This is a genomic window from Tabrizicola sp. (assembly GCF_041913445.1).
GTDB lineage: Bacteria > Pseudomonadota > Alphaproteobacteria > Rhodobacterales > Rhodobacteraceae > Tabrizicola.
This window is the reverse complement of sequence record NZ_JAYSFG010000008.1, coordinates 142770-158201: the sequence shown is the minus strand read 5'-3', so window position 1 is coordinate 158201 and position 15432 is coordinate 142770. Positions and strand designations below refer to the sequence as shown.

The window sequence follows — 15432 nt, the reverse complement described above, 5'->3', positions numbered from 1 at the left end:
ATCCCCGCCGGAGGCACGCTGAGCAGTTTGGTGTCCTTCACCAGAGACTGCGACAGGAAAGGTCTTCGCGCCGAAAGGTGCTCCGTTCGATGACCGCCCCGCCTCAGTTCTGGTTGATCTTCGCGCCCTTCATCGTGATGTTGCCGTCCGCCTTAGCATTGATCTTGCCCGACGCGGTCAGGCTGATGTCCTTGCCCTTGATAGTGATGGTCCCGTCCTTCTTCATCGTCACCTGCGCATCGCCACATTTCAGGGTGATCTCGTCGGTCACGTCCAGAACGAACTTCTTGCCGACCTTGATCCCCATGTCCTTGCCGACATTCATCATCTCGGCATTGGCGATGTCGGTGGCCCGCCCCTTGCCCACCTTCAGCGCCACGTCACCCGAGACGGTCTCTGTCTGGTTGCCGCCCACCGTCATCGACTCGTCGGCGCCGACCGACACCGAGCGGTTGGCCCCGACGGTCCAGCTGTCGTCCGAGCCGATGGAGTGGGTTTGGGACGCCCCGACCGTCACGCTACGCGAGGCGCCGATGGTGTTGTCCTGCGCCGCGCCCACCGTCCGCGTCTCGGACGCCCCGACGCTGTCCACCCGCGCCGCGCCCACCGTGATCGTCTGCGCCACAGCAACTGTCTGCAAGTGATTCATCCCGATCGTCTCGCTGGAGTTTGACCCGATCGAGATCGTCTCGTTCGACCCCACGGTTAGCGTGCGGTCCACGCCCACTGTCTCGGTGTCGTTGTTGCCGATGCTGGTGGTCTGGTCATGCCCCACCGCCACCGACTTGTCGTTGCCGACCGTCTCGGTCCGGTCGTGGCCGATGTCCTGCTTGGCGTCGTGCCCCACATCCTCGGCGAAGTCGTTGCCGATGGTGCGGGTCTCGTTGTTCTTGATCAGTTCGTTGTGGTCCTTCTCCGCTTGGAAGTAGACCTCTTCGGACCCCTTCTTGTCCTCGAACCGCATCTCGTTCCAGCCACCACCGCCGGGCGACGAGTTCGACTTCCACCCTGATTGCGTGGCATTGGCGGGCAGGCCATACGGTGGCATTTGCGCAGCGTTGTAGACCCGGCCGGTGATGATCGGCTTGTCGGGGTCCCCCTCCAGGAAGTCGACGATCACCTCCTGTCCGATCCGCGGGATCTGGATGAAGCCCCAGCCCGATCCGGCCCAGACCGAACTGACGCGGACGAAGCAGCTGGAATTCTCGTCCTTCCCGCCCAGCCGGTCCCAGTGGAACTGGACCTTCACGCGGGCATACTCATCGGTGAAGATTTCCTCGCCCGATGGGCCGACGACCACGGCCGTCTGTGGGCCTGACATCAGCGGCTTCGGCGTTCGCCGCGCAGGACGATAGGTCAGCGACAGCGGTTGCAGCTGCATTCTCACCTCGAACCCTTCGCCCCCTTTCTGCATCCCTGCCCGATACTGGTCTTGCCACATTTCGTATTCTGATCGCAGAACCAGGTACTTTACGTTGTCCGCCTCGCGGTCGAATTCTTCCAACTGGAAGCTGACACCCGACCAAAGGCCGCGGACCGTCCCCGTTGCCTCGACCCGAACATGCGGTGCCTGCGCCTCTTCCAGCCGGATCGCCGCGATCGGCTCACCTGCACCGACCTCCAGGTAATCTCCGGGGTAGTGATAAAGCTCGCCCTTTGCGGCCTCATGCGATTTCGGCGCATCGGACTTGGTCATCAGATCCGTGGCCGGCTTCTTGAAGTCATAATCCGTGTGGACGTAGGCCCCAGAACGCACAAAGGCGCGGGGCAGAAGCGCATTGATGTAGTCATTCTCGCCAGAAACTGTCCCGGTCTGTCCGTGAAATTTCACCGTCCCGAACCCCTCTGCGTCCTTCACGCTGGCATTCGCATCCGAAAGGACCAAAGTGTGTTCGCCGTCGGCATGGTCAAAATGATAGAATATCCCTTCGTGCTCCATCAGACGCTGCACAAAGGCCAAGTCCGTTTCGCGGTACTGAACGCAATAGTCGCGCGGCGGGTAGGACTTCTTCAGGCGCTTTTCGACCTTCACGTGGGCATGGGGCTTGAATACCTCTTCCACGATCTCGACCACGCTCTTCTTCTGGAAGATGCGGTTGTCGCTGCGGTAGTTCAGAAACCAAAGCCAGGGCCGCAGGACTGCCCGGAAATGGGCGTAATCCTCGTGGTATTCGCGGAAAGCAAATTCGTCGACGATACCGTGAAAATGCCGCTTGCCGCTGTCGGTGCGCACTGTGATCGTGACCGGCGTGCCAAGAATGTCATCGGCTTTCAGGTTGATGTCCTTGCTGACCAGACCAAGCTCATAGCGGAAGCACTGGCTGATCTCGTCGGACCCCTCCATGCGCGAAAAGAGGAGCGCGTCGCCAAGCGCGGTGCTGACCGTGATGGTGCGGCCGTCAGCCATGCTGATCTCTCCTGTCCGAAAGCCTGGTCAAATCGGGTCTGGGGCAATGCACAGCCACTCTAGACCAATTTCGCGGTCGTGGGGCCGAAAAGCGATCATAGTGCGGTGGGGCAAGCCAGACCCTTCAGCAGAGCCCAACGCGATACCGGGTTAGCTTCGTTCGGGACTGTCATCTCCATGAAAAGCCGGGCGTCACCAGACTTTAGGTCAATCAGGAAGCGTTTGCCACCATCGCGCTCTCGCAGTCGGATGCCATCGAGAATGCGGAATAGACCCCATTCGCCGGGTTCCACCACCGTCGCGCTTCCGGCCGTGGTTGTGAAGCGGACCTCTGCCCCCGCTGACGGCTCGGGTCCTGGCCAAATAAGCCTCAGGGGCTCCAGCGTCGTTTCTACCGGGCCGCCCTGCCCTCCCACCGCCACGAAAGTCTTTCCGCGTTCTGCCAGCGCTGCCAACGTCATTTCGGTGCCCTTTGCGGTGAAACCCGCGGCAATAGCCTGCGTCCGTTGCAGGAACTCAGCGCTTTTCGGGTCCAAACCCGCAAAACGGGCATCCGGCTTCCAGCGCCAAGGGGTGGCGGACGTGTCGATATAGGGCTCGGCACGAGTTCGGTAGAATCGGTCGATCGCGCCCCCAGATCCCAGTAGCGCGACCAGTTCGGACAACGGCACATCCGCACCCTCGGCAAAGGGGTAACGGCCCTCCGTCACCTGCTTGCACAGGGACAGGACCTCCGCCTGCCAGGCCTTGGTCAGCGGGTTCGACAAGGGATCTGCCTGCGCCGCGCTGGTCTGGGCCAAAACGTCTTCGACAATCTGCACGACCATTGGTGGGGCGGTCCGCAAGGCCGCAAGTGTCGCCCCACGTGATTTTGCGTTCGTCAGGCGCTGCAACCCGCGCGGCTCATCCCGGTCCATCGCGCCGAGCGCCACATTGAGGCTCGCAAAAAGATCGGCGATCTCGTCCATCCTGCCGTCCTCGGAATACTGGATCAACGCCGCGAAATCGGAGGCGATGCGCAGTTGCATCGCGTGCGGCCGCGTCCGATCCAGACCGCCCACCTGGGCCCAGACTTCAGGCAGAAGCTTCGCGAGCGGGGAATCCGGTGCAGCAAGGCGGCCCGAAACCAGCACTGCCTGTTCCGGGTCGCTGAACGGCCGTACCTGGATGTCGCCGAGGAAGGCTTTCCACTGTGTCAGCGTCTCGCGTTGCAAGATGTCCAGCACCTGGTCCGGAGAGTCATTTTCCTGCGGCGGCAGCTTGTCGAAAAGCCGGGCCGCCTCGGCCCGCGCGGTCTGCACGGCCAGGCCAGCCCCGACCTTCCGGGCGTAGTCCCAGCCGGACTGGGTGAAAAGCCCGTCAATCGGCATCTCCATACCCATTCCCGATCGGCGCTGAAGAACGACGTCCAATCCCGGCACCGCAGCCTCCGGTACCCAAGGGGCAAGATCGGTTGCCCCTTGGGAACGGAGCAGTTCCAGATAGGCCCGCATCGACTCTGGAGCCTCGGCCGCGTACCCCCTAGCCTGGGCCAGGAGTTCGGGGTCTGGTTGGGGCAGGACTTGGGTCGGCGGGCGCAGCCGATCGACATGGGGGACCAGCTGCTGGAGATCGGCCATCGTCCCCGCCCGGTTGGCGAGCCAACCCGCGAGGTAGGCCGACGACCAGTCCGTTTGTCCCGAAAGCACAGACCACGCGCGCAGGGTGTCGTAAAGCGGCAGGCTTTCGCCTTCCGTCGCCAGTGCGGCATCCACCGCGCGCGCCAAGGCACCCGGCAGATGCTTCTGGACTGCCTCGTCGTAGATTGCATCTGCATGATTGGCCGCGTCAAAACCAAAGATGCCAGCAAACAAGCGGATAGGTGCCTTCTCGGCAGCCCGCGCAACTCCCTCTGCCGCCGAGCCAAGACGGGTCAGCCGCTGCGGCAGGTCCGGCAGTGCTCCATCGCGGTCAAGGCCGATTTCCAGCGCCTCCGCGTCAAAGAGCCGCGTCAGGTCGCGATGGAAACGCCATTCGACGAAGCCCGCCCAACCGGCGACAAGCAGGACGAAGGCCATGACAAGAACGAGGGTGATTCCCGTCCAGCCCGTGCCAATGTTGCGGTCAAATGCAGTACGGCTCCCCTCCAACACCGAAAGCCTGCGCTCCATGAAGGTCCGCACGCCCGCGAAGTCCGGGCCCGCCTCTCCGGCCTTGCGGACAAAGTCGCGCAAGGTTGCCGAGGAGATGTCGCGCCCGTCGAATATCAACCGATGCGCGCCTGCCCCCCACAGCGACACGTCCACCGCCCGGTTCTTCCGTGCCACTTGGTCCAGGAGCACGCCCAACGCATAGCGCGCCGGCCTTATGGTTGAGGGTGGAACGCCGGCGCGCTCCAGATCCGCATCAAACCGGTCCAGCGCCTCGGCAGCGCGCTGGACAAGGAGCTGTACCTCTGTTCCCCGCACAGTCGCCAACTGCTCGGCCATTCGCAAAACTGGCGCCGCCGCCTGCTCATATACCTCCGGGTCGGACCGCTGCGCCCCGCGCCGTGGCGGCAGGACCGTGCGCGGGCTGTTGGGGTCGGAACTCATTGCGAAGGGATCAGGCCTTCATCGACCCATTTCTTCAGCGTCTCCTCGCCGACCTCGAAATGCATCCCATCCTCGCGGTTGTACCCGCCGCCCCAATACCAACCCTCGGCATTGAAATGCTCGGCCAGGATGACCAGGCCAATCTGCATCGTGCCGTCCGCAAACGGGTCAAGCTCGCCCTGCAGGGTGATGTCGATGGCCGTCCCGAAGGAATGGTTTGAAACCGAGGAATTCGACCCGCGGATCAGCCGAACACACAGGGCCCCTGCTGTCCCCAGCTTGGCGGCGATGTCCGGCTCGTCCTCCTGCAGCTTGGCGACGATCCGGCCCAGGCTATCGAGCGCGGGCTTCAACATGGTAGCCTTGATCGGACCGATCTGCCGCGTCTCGACCAGCGACTTGAGTCTTGGGTTGGTGATGCCCCGGCAATCCGTGCCCAGATCCTCGCGCGGCCGGCCCAGAAGCGCCAGCATCGTCTTGTTGCGCGGCTGGGTAATGCCCTTGTTGAAACGGTCCCGCGCAGCGCGCATCTGCTCGGTCAGTGCCTCGGTTTCGGGCATGTGCTGCGCATCCTCTCCGCCGCTCAGACCCTCGGCATCCACCATCGGAGGCTCCACGGTCGACGGTGCTACCGGCGCGCGGTTAGCGATAAGGCTCATGTCGTCGCGCAGGCGGGCCAGGTCTGCCTTTACGGCGCCGATCTCGGCCTCCAGCCGCGAGCGCTGCGCGGCCTCGGTATCGAAGGCCTCTTCCAAACGGGTCAGCCGCAGATCGGCCGCGCTATCCGCCGATTCCAGCAGAGTCGTAACCATCGCGAATGCCACTGTCGCGATGATGACGCCAATGGCCACGATGATGGGCGCGATCAGGTTGTTCTGCTGCATGGCGCTAGGCGTCCCGGATCTGCACGGTTATGGCCGAGACGTTGTCCGGCGCGCCATTCTCCAGCGCCTCGCGCACCAGTCGCTGGCAGGCGTCCTCAGGCCCGGCCGCCTCACGCAGAAGGGTCTCGACCGTCTGCTCGTAGACGCAACGCGTAAGCCCGTCGCTGCACAGAAGAAGCCGGTCCCCAACCGCCAGCGGCACACTGATGAGGTCGACCTCCAGTTCCGGTCCGCCGCCCACCGCCCGCGTCACCATGTGCGATTCCGGATGGCCCTCCGCCTCGTCCGGCGACAGCTCGCCCCGGTCAACCATCTCCTGAACCACCGAATGATCGCGCGTCAGCGGGCGCAGATGCCCCCCGCGCAGGAGATAGGCCCGGCTGTCCCCGGCCCACGCCACATGTGCCACCGCGCGCGAGATCAGCATAGCGACGACGGTGGAGCCCATTCGGCCCATCCCCGGCATTCGCTGGCGCTCAAGCACCATCTCGTTCGCCTCCTTCAGCCGGGCCACGAGCGCCGGCCCAGGGTCCGCCTCGTCCGGGATCTTGGCCAGACAGTCGATGACGATGTCCGAGGCAACATCGCCATTCCCATAGCCCCCCATCCCATCAGCCACGGCCCAAAGCACGCCGGTAGGATCGGTCAGGATCGAATCCTCATTTCGCTCGCGCACCACTCCGCGGTTCGTCAGCCCCGCCCCTATTGCCACCGGCAAGGCCGGCGCGGGCCGCGGAACCACAGTGGTTGGTGTTGTCATGGCCTGACCGCCTGGGCGGACAGGCAAGGCCGAAAAACGGTCGAGACATGCAGCATGGCAAGGGCCCGCCCAAAGGTGTGAATTGAATGCAAACCCATCATAGCCTAGACTTCCACCAGTCATAAATCCGTTTTTTGGAAGGTGCTTCGAATATGCGCAACGTGCTTGCCGGCCTTGCAATATGTGCCGCGCTCTTTCCGGCTGGGGCATGGTCGCAGGACCTTTCGGAAGAGGAGCTCTTGGAGCTGTTCCTGGCTCAGCGCGACGCCTATAAGGCGGCGGTCGAAGGCAAGACCGGTCTGACGCGCGGATTGAAGCTTGTCACCGCCGACGACGTGCAGATTGCGACAGAAGTCGAAAAGACCGAACCCGCCGCTACAGAACCAGCAATCGATACGTCAGCGACGTCCGAGGTCGCCGTCAACGAATCTGCAACTGAAACGGTTGTGAAGGAAGCGGAGTCAGCAACCTTGGTGAAGATGCCCGAAGATTTGGGCGTAAACATCCGCATCGAATTCGCATTCGACAGCGCTGCACTCGACGAGGCGCAGAAGCCAAAGCTTTCCAAGCTGTGCAACGTGATGAAGTCCTCCGACATCCAGCTTTTCCGGATCATCGGACACACCGACGCTTCCGGGACCGATGACTACAACGAGCGTCTGTCCCGCCTGCGGGCCGAGGAGGTGCAGCGCTTCTTCATCAATGACTGCGGCATCGAAGCGTCGCGCCTGGAGGCCGTGGGCCTAGGCGAACGCTTCCTTCTTGAAAACACCGATCCTGACTCAGACCAGAACCGTCGCGTGGAGTTCCAGGCACTCAGCTGACCCATAGGGACGGCAAAACCCGACCCCCGGGCACATGATGGCGCCGTTGCCCAACGGGTCGTGTTGTGGCATCCTCCTTGCATTGTTTGTGCCATTCTTCTTGCGACCGGCCTTCGCTTCAGCAAATGGGTCCCTCATGCTTGCCTCATGGTCTCGCCCACTTTTCCTGCTTGTCTCGCTCAGCTTCGTAGCCGCGTGTGAAGAGCTGATGCCGCCGCCACAAGAGACGGTGCCCGTCGTCGCGCCGGTCAAGAAGAAGGCTGTTCCCGCGCCGGCGCCGGTCAAGAAGAAGGCCCCCGTGATCGTGTTCGATGACGGCGGGTCGGGTGGCGGCGGCTGGAACTGACCATGCCGTCGCGGCGCATCCTGGTGAACGGCTCTGTCGCGGCCCTGTGTCTAACTGCTGCTGCTTCGGTCGCCTTGGCGCAGGACGGCGGTTTGGGCCCTTTCCCGAAAGGACACGTTGCCGCAAGTTCACGAAAGCTCGCGGACTCTTCCGGCCCCCGCCAGAAATACGCGATCGTCATCGGCAACCAGACTTACGCCCACGCGCCGCAGCTGCCCAACGCCTGGAACGACGCCCTCGATGTGGCCGATCTCTTGGCCGACCAGGGCTATGACGTCACGCTGATGAAGGACGCGTCCAAACGCGACTTTGAGGCGCTGATGCAGCGGGTCCTGTTCGACGTCGACCGCGAGACAGAGGTGCTGTTCTACTATGCCGGTCACGGCGTCCAGATCGGATCCGAGAACTATCTGATTCCGACGGACGCCGAGCTTGATCAGGTCGACGACTTGCCGTTCGAGACGGTCTCCGTGGGCAGCCTCGTCTCCATCGTCGGTGCGCGGGCGCGGCTCCAGATTGTCATCCTCGACAGCTGCCGTAACAATCCCTTCGCCGGGGTCAAGCTGCAGGACTCCCTCGGACCCGACGTGCGCGAGGTCGAGACGGGCTTCGCATCGTTGGCGGCCCCCGTGAACTCCTACGTGGTCTTCTCGACCTCGCCAGGTGAGGTGGCTCTTGACGGCGCGGGCGAAAATAGCCCCTTTGCGAGCGCCTTCCTGCAGGCCGCATCAGAGGGCGCGATGCCGGTGACCGATGTGTTCGAAAAGGTCCGCCGCGAGGTCTTTGTGGAGACGCAGGGTGTTCAGGTGCCCTGGGACAGCTCCACCATGGTGGAGGAGGCGACGATCTCTCAGGTCAATGCCCAGACGGCAGCCGCCGTGGCCGAGGTCGAAAAGGGCACATCCGTAGCGCGCGGCCTGACCCTCTTTGCCAGCTCTGCCGAACTTTTCCAGGTCGAGGCAACGCTGCCAATCCCTGACATAAGCATCGCCGCCCCCCTTTCCCCGGCCGTTCCCATCGGCGCAACGCTGGTTCAGGACCTCGGGCTTGGTCCGTCCGACACCGTGGGTCTGACCGAACCGCCGCGGGGTGGCCGTCTTGTGCTGTTGGATGACGATGGTCTGCAGTCAGCGCCGGTCTTCCCGCTCTCCAGCGCCGATCTCGGTCGTCTCGCGTTTGCCTATGTCAGCGGACCCGTGATCCAGTTCGGTCAGGATCCGGTCCTGAAGGTCCAGTTCAAGGTCGATCAGGGCGGGGCCGAGAAGGTGGTCCAGGTCGATCTGACTCCGGACCCATGCGACCTTGCCGCGGCTGACCACCTTGATCCCGAAGGTGTCGGCCTTGCCCGCTTCGCCAACGAGATCCAGCCCGAGGCCGCCCTGCAGGCTTGCCGCGCTGCCGTTGAGCGCGAACCCCAGAATGCCCGTTTCCACTACCAGTTGGCGCGCGCACTTACCGCGCTGCGCCAGAACGACGAGGCCCGGGCGGAGCTCGCCAAAGCCCGGGAGCTGGGCCATACCCGCGCATCCTATGCGATTGGCAATGCGATTCTGAATGAGGCGCGGGAAACCGGCGGCACCGCAAACGAGGCCGCGCCGGAAGAGGCGCTGGCCTTCTACCGCGAGGGGGTGGAGCTTGGGGATCCCTATGCCTTCTACGCCCTCGGACGCCAACTGGTGCGCTTCGGGGCGACCGACCAGGACCGGCTTCGCGGCTATGACCTGCTCATGCGGGCGCTGGAGGTTGGCCACACCTACGCGATGAACGAGCTGGGGTACTTCTACCTGGATTCCGGGAGCGAGTATTACGACCCTGCCCGCGGATTGCGCTACCTGAACGAAAGCGCTGCGCGAGGGGACATCTACGGTTACAACAATTTGGGCCTCGTCTACATGAACGGCCTCGGCGGTCAGGAGAAGGACGCTCAATTGGCGCTCGACTGGTTCACTAAGGCCGCGGATGGCGGGCATCCGAACGCACCTGGCAACATTGGCACCTTGATCGCCTCTGGCGCGTTGGGGAAACCCGATCTCGGCCTCGCTGTGGAATGGTTCGACAAGGGCCTGGAACGCGGCGATGCTAATGCTGGCGCCTATGCCGCCTATCTGATCCTGACTGAAGGCGCGGGCGGCCTTTCCCAAGCCGATGCCGCCTATCGAGCGGGCCGCGCAGCCGCGCTCCGCGACGCGAAATCGGTCGAACGCGCCCGGAAGGTGCTAGAGGCTTTGCCAAACGATGCGATCGACGAAGCCTCCCAACACCTCCTCCAAGCACTCGGGGCCGACATCACGCCGGACGGGGCCTTCGGCGAGGACAGTCTCATGGCCTATCAGACCATCGCCAGCCAGCACGCCGACACAACGCTGGAAACCGACCCCACCGAGCGCCTGATCGACATCGCCCGGATCCACTGGAGTACCACGCCCTTCCGGGTGGATCTCTATTAGCACAATCGCAGATTCTAGAACTCATCCCCAAGGCGCGCCGGAAGCGCTCGGCGACCTACATCCGTACTTGTAGAGCAGGCCCCCCTGGCCCATGGCGATGGTCAAAGCCGATATCGCACCCCATACTGCCAAGATGTCCGCGGTCGTGGCCGAGGCTGAGGCAGATCTTCTGTCGTCCTTGCTTCCGGACCCGGCGGCGCTTGACCTTTCCGACCGTGTCCTCCGGTTATGCCGACAGTCAGCCAACTTATCTGTCGTCGGTCGCCAGCTTTTCGCCTATCTCATGAGGGCAAAGCCGAAATGTCGCCCATCGACTGCGTAAAAATCTGGCCCGCTTCAGATACAAGCTAGATTGGACGGGTATTGTCGGACTGTAGACAGGACGCAAGACGAAGAGAGAGCGGCACCCCGAACGTGCGATTCGGGCCGCGTGCGACCGATCAGCGCCTCAAAGTGAAAAGCGGACGTGTTCTTTCACCAAGGCTGAGTTCGAAAGGCGGGTCTGCCCAACTGGTCAATAGAATCCAAAGATCAGCTTCCAAGATAGATAGCAAAGACCGTCTACCTACCTGATGCCGGCACCGGACATTTGCGCATTTTTACAATCGTTCGGCGGCCGCCTTGCCTAGGTTGCCTTCATCGCAACCCAGCATGGACCAACCAGATGAACCGCCGTCAGTTTGCCAGCACTCTCGCTGTTTCAACGCTTCTTGGCGGCGTTGCGGCCCGTGCCACTTTCGCACAGGAGAGGACTGCCATGACCACACCGACTCCCTTCAAGATTGCCTTCCCCTCGGCGGACATCGAGGACCTCAAGGCGCGCCTTCGGTTGACGCGCTGGCCAGACGAGCCCGACGCGGCGGGCTGGATGGTGGGAACCAACCTTGCCTACATGCAGCGGCTGACGGACTACTGGCTGAACGGTTATGACTGGAGCAAGGCCGAGGCCGAGTTGAATACCCTGCCGAACTACAAGGCGGCAATCGACGGGATTGACCTGCATTTCGTTCACAAACCCTCATCTCGCAAAGATGCGACACCGCTACTGCTGCTTCACGGCTGGCCGGATTCCTTCTTCCGCTACCACCGGGTTGTCGACCGCCTGTCTGAGGATTTTCACGTCGTCGTCCCTTCCATTCCGGGCACCGGCTTTTCAGGAAGGACCGCCTTGCCGTTCGACACAGTTGCCGACCTTTCCGTAAAGCTGATGACCGAGGTCCTGGGCTATCCGAAGTTCATCGCCGCCGGAGGCGACATGGGATCGATCATCTCGATGTCCTTGTCCCAGCGCCACCCGGAAAAACTGCTCGGCTATCATGTGACTGACGTCGGCTATCCGGACCACACCACGGACTTTGCTGCCCTCAGCGGACCCAGCAGGCCTATGCAGGGGCTCTGCAGCAATGGTTCTTCCAGCACGGCGCGTTCAACATGGTGCAGTCTTCGAAACCCCAGAGCCTGGCCTTCGGCATGACAGACTCTCCGGTCGGGCTGGCCGCGTGGATCCTCAGCTTCATGGCGGGGATGGGGGTCGGTGACGAGGCTGACAGCCGCTTTGGCCGCGATGCGCTCTTGACCAACATCATGATCTACTGGCTGACCGGCACGGTGGCCTCATCCTTCCGCATCTACAATGTGAACGCCATGCAAATGCCGACAATCACCGGAACCGATACCAAGGTTCCGGTTGCGGTCGCTACCGAAGCGCCGATCCCTGGTATGGTACGGATGCCGCGCGAATGGGCAGATCGGCAGACCGGTGGAAATGTCGTCCAGTTCCACGACATGGGAACCGCCGGTCACTTTGTTGCCTGGGAGGATCCTGACTTCTACGTGCAGGACCTCCGGGACTTTGCTGCGCTGCTGAACAGCTGACCCGGTATGGTCCTGGCCGGTGGTCAGCTGTGCGACCGGCCAGTTTGCGACACGGGACCAGTGTCTCGCGGGTTGAAGAACACAGCATCCCATGGAGAACCGAATGAGCGAATATCCCTTTGCCCTCGTAGATGTCTTCGCTGAATCGCCGCTGCAGGGAAATCCGCTTGCCGTGGTCGACGCGGCGACCGGTCTGTCGGACGAAGTGATGCGAAAGCTGGCGGCCGAATTCAACCAAGCCGAAACCACCTTCATTTTCCCGAGCGACCGGGCGATCCGCAAACTGCGGTCGTTCACGGCCGCCGGGTCCGAGGTCTTCGGGGCCGGACACAACGCCTTGGGTGCCTGGATCTGGCTCGGCGAAACCGGGCAGCTGGGGCCGCTGGACCAGCCGGTTATCCTCGATCAGGAAATTGGAGACCTTGTCTTGCCGATCCGCGTCTGGCAGCACGACGGCCGCGTCCACGGCGCGATGCAGCAGGCGGCCCTGACCCTCGGTCGAACGCTTGAAGATCAAACAATCTTGGCTTTGGCGCTTGACCTTAAGGCCGCCGATCTGCTGCAGCATCCCCAGGCGCGGGTCGCGGATACCGGCGCGAACCATCTGATGGTCAGGGCGCGCTCACGCGATGTCGTCGACGCGGCACGGCCTAGTACGCAGGCCCTGCTGTCCTGCCTCCGAGATTGTGGGGCCGAGGGTTGCTATCTTTACGCCTTCGATGAGGGTGCTCCCGAAGAGGCTTACGCGCGGTTCTTCAACCCGACGGTGGGGCTTTGGGAAGATGCTGCCACCGGGACGGCTGCCGGGCCCTTATGCGCCTATCTGGACCATCATGGGATGCTTTCGGCCAGGAAACGGTTGGCAATTGAACAGGGCAGGCTGATGGGTCGGCCAAGCGTTTTGAATGTCGCAATGGCTCCGGACGCCGAGCTGAGTGGCTCTGGCGTCGTCGTGATGAAAGGGCAACTCTCCCTGTGATCCGTGAGGTCGCGGCCATGAATCCAAGAGATCAACTGAGGAAATTGCCGTGCAAAAGGTCGTCGACATCGGTGGAGTTTTCTTTCGCGCCAAAGAATGACCCAAGTCGCTGGCCAGAGGTGGCGCGGAAAGTCCTTGGCGTCGATATCAAATGGCCGCACCTGGGCGCAGGTGCAGCGAAGGTTACCGTTCTTCAGAATCACGAATGGAACAGCGAAGTTCGGGAGTTCACGGATCCGCGATCCCAAGGGAACCCGAAAGAACTCGCGCAGCCGCTGGACTACTCCCTTGGCGTGACTAAGCCGTCGCTCTGTCAGATCCTGTGAACCGCTTCCAAATCCGACGGAAGGAAGCCCATGATCTTCTTGATCGATTTTATCATATGAGGCTGATCAGTATAGCCAAGCTCGGCCGCAACGTCGGCGCCGCTGCCCCCAGCCTTCAGCCGGCGCACGGCATCCTGCGCCCGTCGTATCAGCCGGAAATCCGTTTGCGTGATGCCCGTCGTGCGCATGAAGTTGTGCTGCACCGTCCGATCGGGGGCTAAATCAGCCGATCCTTTCAGCACCTTGGCCACCAGATCGTTCGTCTTGAGCACGCGCTTCCCTTCCATCTCCGCCACAATGCCCTCGGCGTTTTCAAAGGTCGGCAACGGAAGCCTCAAACCCTGGACGTTGAATTCCCGATCATGCACCGGCAAGAAACGGACCCTGGCGCCCGTCGGTGGGGCGGGGTCGTCGGCAAAGTGGACATGACCTGCAAAGGCAATGACCACCACCTGCTCCCCGGCCAGATGCGGCACATCGACGGGTCCCGCCCTCTGGCCGACATTGACAACTCTTGCTGCTTCACCCGGCGTCAGAAGAAGGAAAAGTCGCCAGCACCCGTCCGGTGTCGCCCGATACACGCCATTGTCGTGAAAGGAAAACCGCCAGACACTATCGATCCACGGATGCGGAGAGACGCGCCTGAAGAAGTCGAACGCCATGCCGATAGCTTAACGTTCTCGGTGATTTCCGGCAACTGGACGCCGTCCAGGCGCTCCGCTGGGCCAATGCAAGTCACCTCGGGTCAACCGGTGGGAAATGCGAGCTACATCCAGGCTTTTCCGAGACCCAACCAACCGTTGCAACCCACGCGGTCTCCCCTCCGTTCTGCTTTGCGCTATTTTACAATCGGTCTTCATCGCTATTTCTTAATCTCTTGGACATGCTCGGTTGCCTCTTGCCCGGCCTTCGAGGGATGCCATGACCAACGAGATTGCGCTCACCCGTTGTCGCAACCAACTCCTCGCCGGAGACCACGGGACATCCGCCTCTGAAATTGTCGAATGGTTCGGCGCGATGCAGGCACAGGATTTTGGCGCAGCTCTCTGGGCCATCGGCCAACGCTCGAACAGCCTGACGGCCACCGAGGTCGAGCGCGCGATTGCGGATCGGCAAATCGTCCGGACCTGGCCGCTGCGTGGGACCATCCACTTCGTGCCTGCAGCAGATGTGCGGTGGATGCTTGCCCTGACCGGCGCGCGGCAGAACGAACGGTCCTGGTCCGTCTTGCGAAGCGTCGGCCTTGATCAGGCGATCCTCAACCGAGGGAGGTCGATCCTCGAAGCGGCACTGCGAGACGGTCCTTTGACCCGGCCTGAGATCTATGCGGCCTTCGATACCGCGGGCCTTGCACTAAGAAAGGGCGCCGGCCTCCATATTATCGGCTACTGGGCGCAGGCTGGTTTGATCTGTTTTGGCGCCCATCGGCTCAGCCAGCCGACCTTCGCCCTCCTCGATGACTGGCTTGCTGGCACACGCCACAACACGCTCGATCAAGGCACGGCCCATCGAACCTTGGCCACCCGTTATTTCCAGAGCCGAGCACCGGCAACCGACCGCGACTTCGCCTGGTGGTCGGGCCTTCCACTGACAGTCGCGCGCGAGGCGATCCGCCTTGCGGACGATCTCTTGGAGGAGCGCAGGTTGGACGGCTGTTCAATGTGGATGCACAGGTTCCGGTCACCATGGAAATCGGACGACGGCAACCTGCTGCGGCTTCTGTCGCCGTTTGACGAAATCCTCGTCGCTTACAAGGACCGTTCCGCCTGTGATCGTCATCCGGGAATTCAGGATCCGGCGCTGTCGTTTTTCGGTCCGACAATCTGTGCAAACGGTCGGCTCGTCGGAACCTGGAAGAAGGTGGTCGGGCCCAAAACCGCTCGGGTGCAGCTTGTCATCGCTCCTGACGTTGGCAGACTCGACGCCCAGCTGATCAAACAAGAGCTTGCCCGTTTGTCGCTTTTTTGGGGTCGGATGTTCGACTTAGCGGAGTGACCTCGGAACGCTTCTA

12 protein-coding genes are annotated in these 15432 nt (G+C 62.4%); 7 read left to right on the top strand and 5 right to left on the bottom strand.

Annotated elements, in window-relative coordinates:
• Positions 1–103: 103 nt before the first annotated feature.
• From ACE3Q6_RS11640 to ACE3Q6_RS11625, 4 genes are all read right to left on the bottom strand, one after another.
• Complete coding sequence (locus ACE3Q6_RS11640) at positions 104–2407, bottom strand: type VI secretion system Vgr family protein (RefSeq protein ID WP_374432406.1); 2304 nt, start codon at positions 2405–2407, stop codon at positions 104–106.
• 95 nt (positions 2408–2502) lie between these two features.
• Positions 2503–4980, bottom strand: coding sequence for an ImcF-related family protein (locus ACE3Q6_RS11635; protein WP_374432405.1), 2478 nt, complete (start codon positions 4978–4980; stop codon positions 2503–2505).
• Positions 4977–5864 carry a M15 family metallopeptidase gene (locus tag ACE3Q6_RS11630; protein WP_374432404.1) on the bottom strand — a complete coding sequence of 296 codons (888 nt, stop codon included), beginning with the start codon at positions 5862–5864 and terminating at the stop codon, positions 4977–4979. Before ACE3Q6_RS11630 ends, ACE3Q6_RS11635 begins: the two co-directional genes overlap by 4 nt.
• Before the next feature lie 4 nt (positions 5865–5868).
• Positions 5869–6624, bottom strand: coding sequence for a PP2C family serine/threonine-protein phosphatase (locus tag ACE3Q6_RS11625; protein WP_374432403.1), 756 nt, complete (start codon positions 6622–6624; stop codon positions 5869–5871).
• A 152-nt stretch (positions 6625–6776) separates the two neighbouring features.
• Here ACE3Q6_RS11625 and ACE3Q6_RS11620 point away from each other — a divergent pair, with 152 nt between their 5' ends.
• The 6 genes from ACE3Q6_RS11620 to ACE3Q6_RS11595 all read left to right on the top strand — a co-directional run bounded on the left by ACE3Q6_RS11620 (position 6777) and on the right by ACE3Q6_RS11595 (position 13095).
• The gene (locus tag ACE3Q6_RS11620; protein ID WP_374432402.1) at positions 6777–7448 is read left to right on the top strand and encodes an OmpA family protein; all 672 of its coding nucleotides are present in this window, start codon (positions 6777–6779) and stop codon (positions 7446–7448) included.
• A gap of 136 nt (positions 7449–7584) precedes the next feature.
• The gene (locus ACE3Q6_RS11615; protein ID WP_374432401.1) at positions 7585–7794 is read left to right on the top strand and encodes a hypothetical protein; all 210 of its coding nucleotides are present in this window, start codon (positions 7585–7587) and stop codon (positions 7792–7794) included.
• Positions 7795–7796: 2 nt separating this feature from the next.
• Positions 7797–10241, top strand: coding sequence for a caspase family protein (locus tag ACE3Q6_RS11610; RefSeq protein ID WP_374432400.1), 2445 nt, complete (start codon positions 7797–7799; stop codon positions 10239–10241).
• A gap of 757 nt (positions 10242–10998) precedes the next feature.
• Positions 10999–11715 carry an epoxide hydrolase family protein gene (locus ACE3Q6_RS11605; RefSeq protein WP_374432399.1) on the top strand — a complete coding sequence of 239 codons (717 nt, stop codon included), beginning with the start codon at positions 10999–11001 and terminating at the stop codon, positions 11713–11715.
• The gene (locus ACE3Q6_RS11600; RefSeq protein ID WP_374432398.1) at positions 11712–12116 is read left to right on the top strand and encodes a hypothetical protein; all 405 of its coding nucleotides are present in this window, start codon (positions 11712–11714) and stop codon (positions 12114–12116) included. Before ACE3Q6_RS11605 ends, ACE3Q6_RS11600 begins: the two co-directional genes overlap by 4 nt.
• A gap of 103 nt (positions 12117–12219) precedes the next feature.
• Positions 12220–13095 (top strand): PhzF family phenazine biosynthesis protein, encoded by an 876-nt coding sequence (locus ACE3Q6_RS11595; protein WP_374432397.1) that lies wholly within the window; start codon positions 12220–12222, stop codon positions 13093–13095.
• Between the two features lie 313 nt (positions 13096–13408).
• On the opposite strand, the gene ACE3Q6_RS11590 is transcribed toward ACE3Q6_RS11595, so the two are convergent.
• Positions 13409–14083: a helix-turn-helix domain-containing protein gene (locus tag ACE3Q6_RS11590; RefSeq protein WP_374432396.1), complete on the bottom strand. Its 675-nt coding sequence runs from the start codon at positions 14081–14083 to the stop codon at positions 13409–13411.
• A gap of 259 nt (positions 14084–14342) precedes the next feature.
• On the opposite strand from ACE3Q6_RS11590, the gene ACE3Q6_RS11585 reads away from it, so the two are divergent.
• A complete protein-coding gene (locus ACE3Q6_RS11585; RefSeq protein WP_374432395.1) occupies positions 14343–15416 on the top strand; it encodes a winged helix DNA-binding domain-containing protein in 1074 nt (357 codons plus the stop codon).
• Positions 15417–15432 lie beyond the last annotated feature (16 nt).

What these genes read in the sequence shown, in the direction of transcription:
- ACE3Q6_RS11600 (WP_374432398.1), top strand. Translation starts at nt 11,712, where the DNA reads ATGACAGACTCTCCGGTCGGGCTGGCCGCGTGGATCCTCAGCTTCATG.
- ACE3Q6_RS11640 (WP_374432406.1), bottom strand. Translation starts at nt 2,407, where the DNA reads ATGGCTGACGGCCGCACCATCACGGTCAGCACCGCGCTTGGCGACGCG.
- ACE3Q6_RS11625 (WP_374432403.1), bottom strand. Translation starts at nt 6,624, where the DNA reads ATGACAACACCAACCACTGTGGTTCCGCGGCCCGCGCCGGCCTTGCCG.
- ACE3Q6_RS11605 (WP_374432399.1), top strand. Translation starts at nt 10,999, where the DNA reads ATGACCACACCGACTCCCTTCAAGATTGCCTTCCCCTCGGCGGACATC.
- ACE3Q6_RS11590 (WP_374432396.1), bottom strand. Translation starts at nt 14,083, where the DNA reads ATGGCGTTCGACTTCTTCAGGCGCGTCTCTCCGCATCCGTGGATCGAT.
- ACE3Q6_RS11635 (WP_374432405.1), bottom strand. Translation starts at nt 4,980, where the DNA reads ATGAGTTCCGACCCCAACAGCCCGCGCACGGTCCTGCCGCCACGGCGC.
- ACE3Q6_RS11630 (WP_374432404.1), bottom strand. Translation starts at nt 5,864, where the DNA reads ATGCAGCAGAACAACCTGATCGCGCCCATCATCGTGGCCATTGGCGTC.
- ACE3Q6_RS11585 (WP_374432395.1), top strand. Translation starts at nt 14,343, where the DNA reads ATGACCAACGAGATTGCGCTCACCCGTTGTCGCAACCAACTCCTCGCC.
- ACE3Q6_RS11615 (WP_374432401.1), top strand. Translation starts at nt 7,585, where the DNA reads ATGCTTGCCTCATGGTCTCGCCCACTTTTCCTGCTTGTCTCGCTCAGC.
- ACE3Q6_RS11610 (WP_374432400.1), top strand. Translation starts at nt 7,797, where the DNA reads ATGCCGTCGCGGCGCATCCTGGTGAACGGCTCTGTCGCGGCCCTGTGT.
- ACE3Q6_RS11620 (WP_374432402.1), top strand. Translation starts at nt 6,777, where the DNA reads ATGCGCAACGTGCTTGCCGGCCTTGCAATATGTGCCGCGCTCTTTCCG.
- ACE3Q6_RS11595 (WP_374432397.1), top strand. Translation starts at nt 12,220, where the DNA reads ATGAGCGAATATCCCTTTGCCCTCGTAGATGTCTTCGCTGAATCGCCG.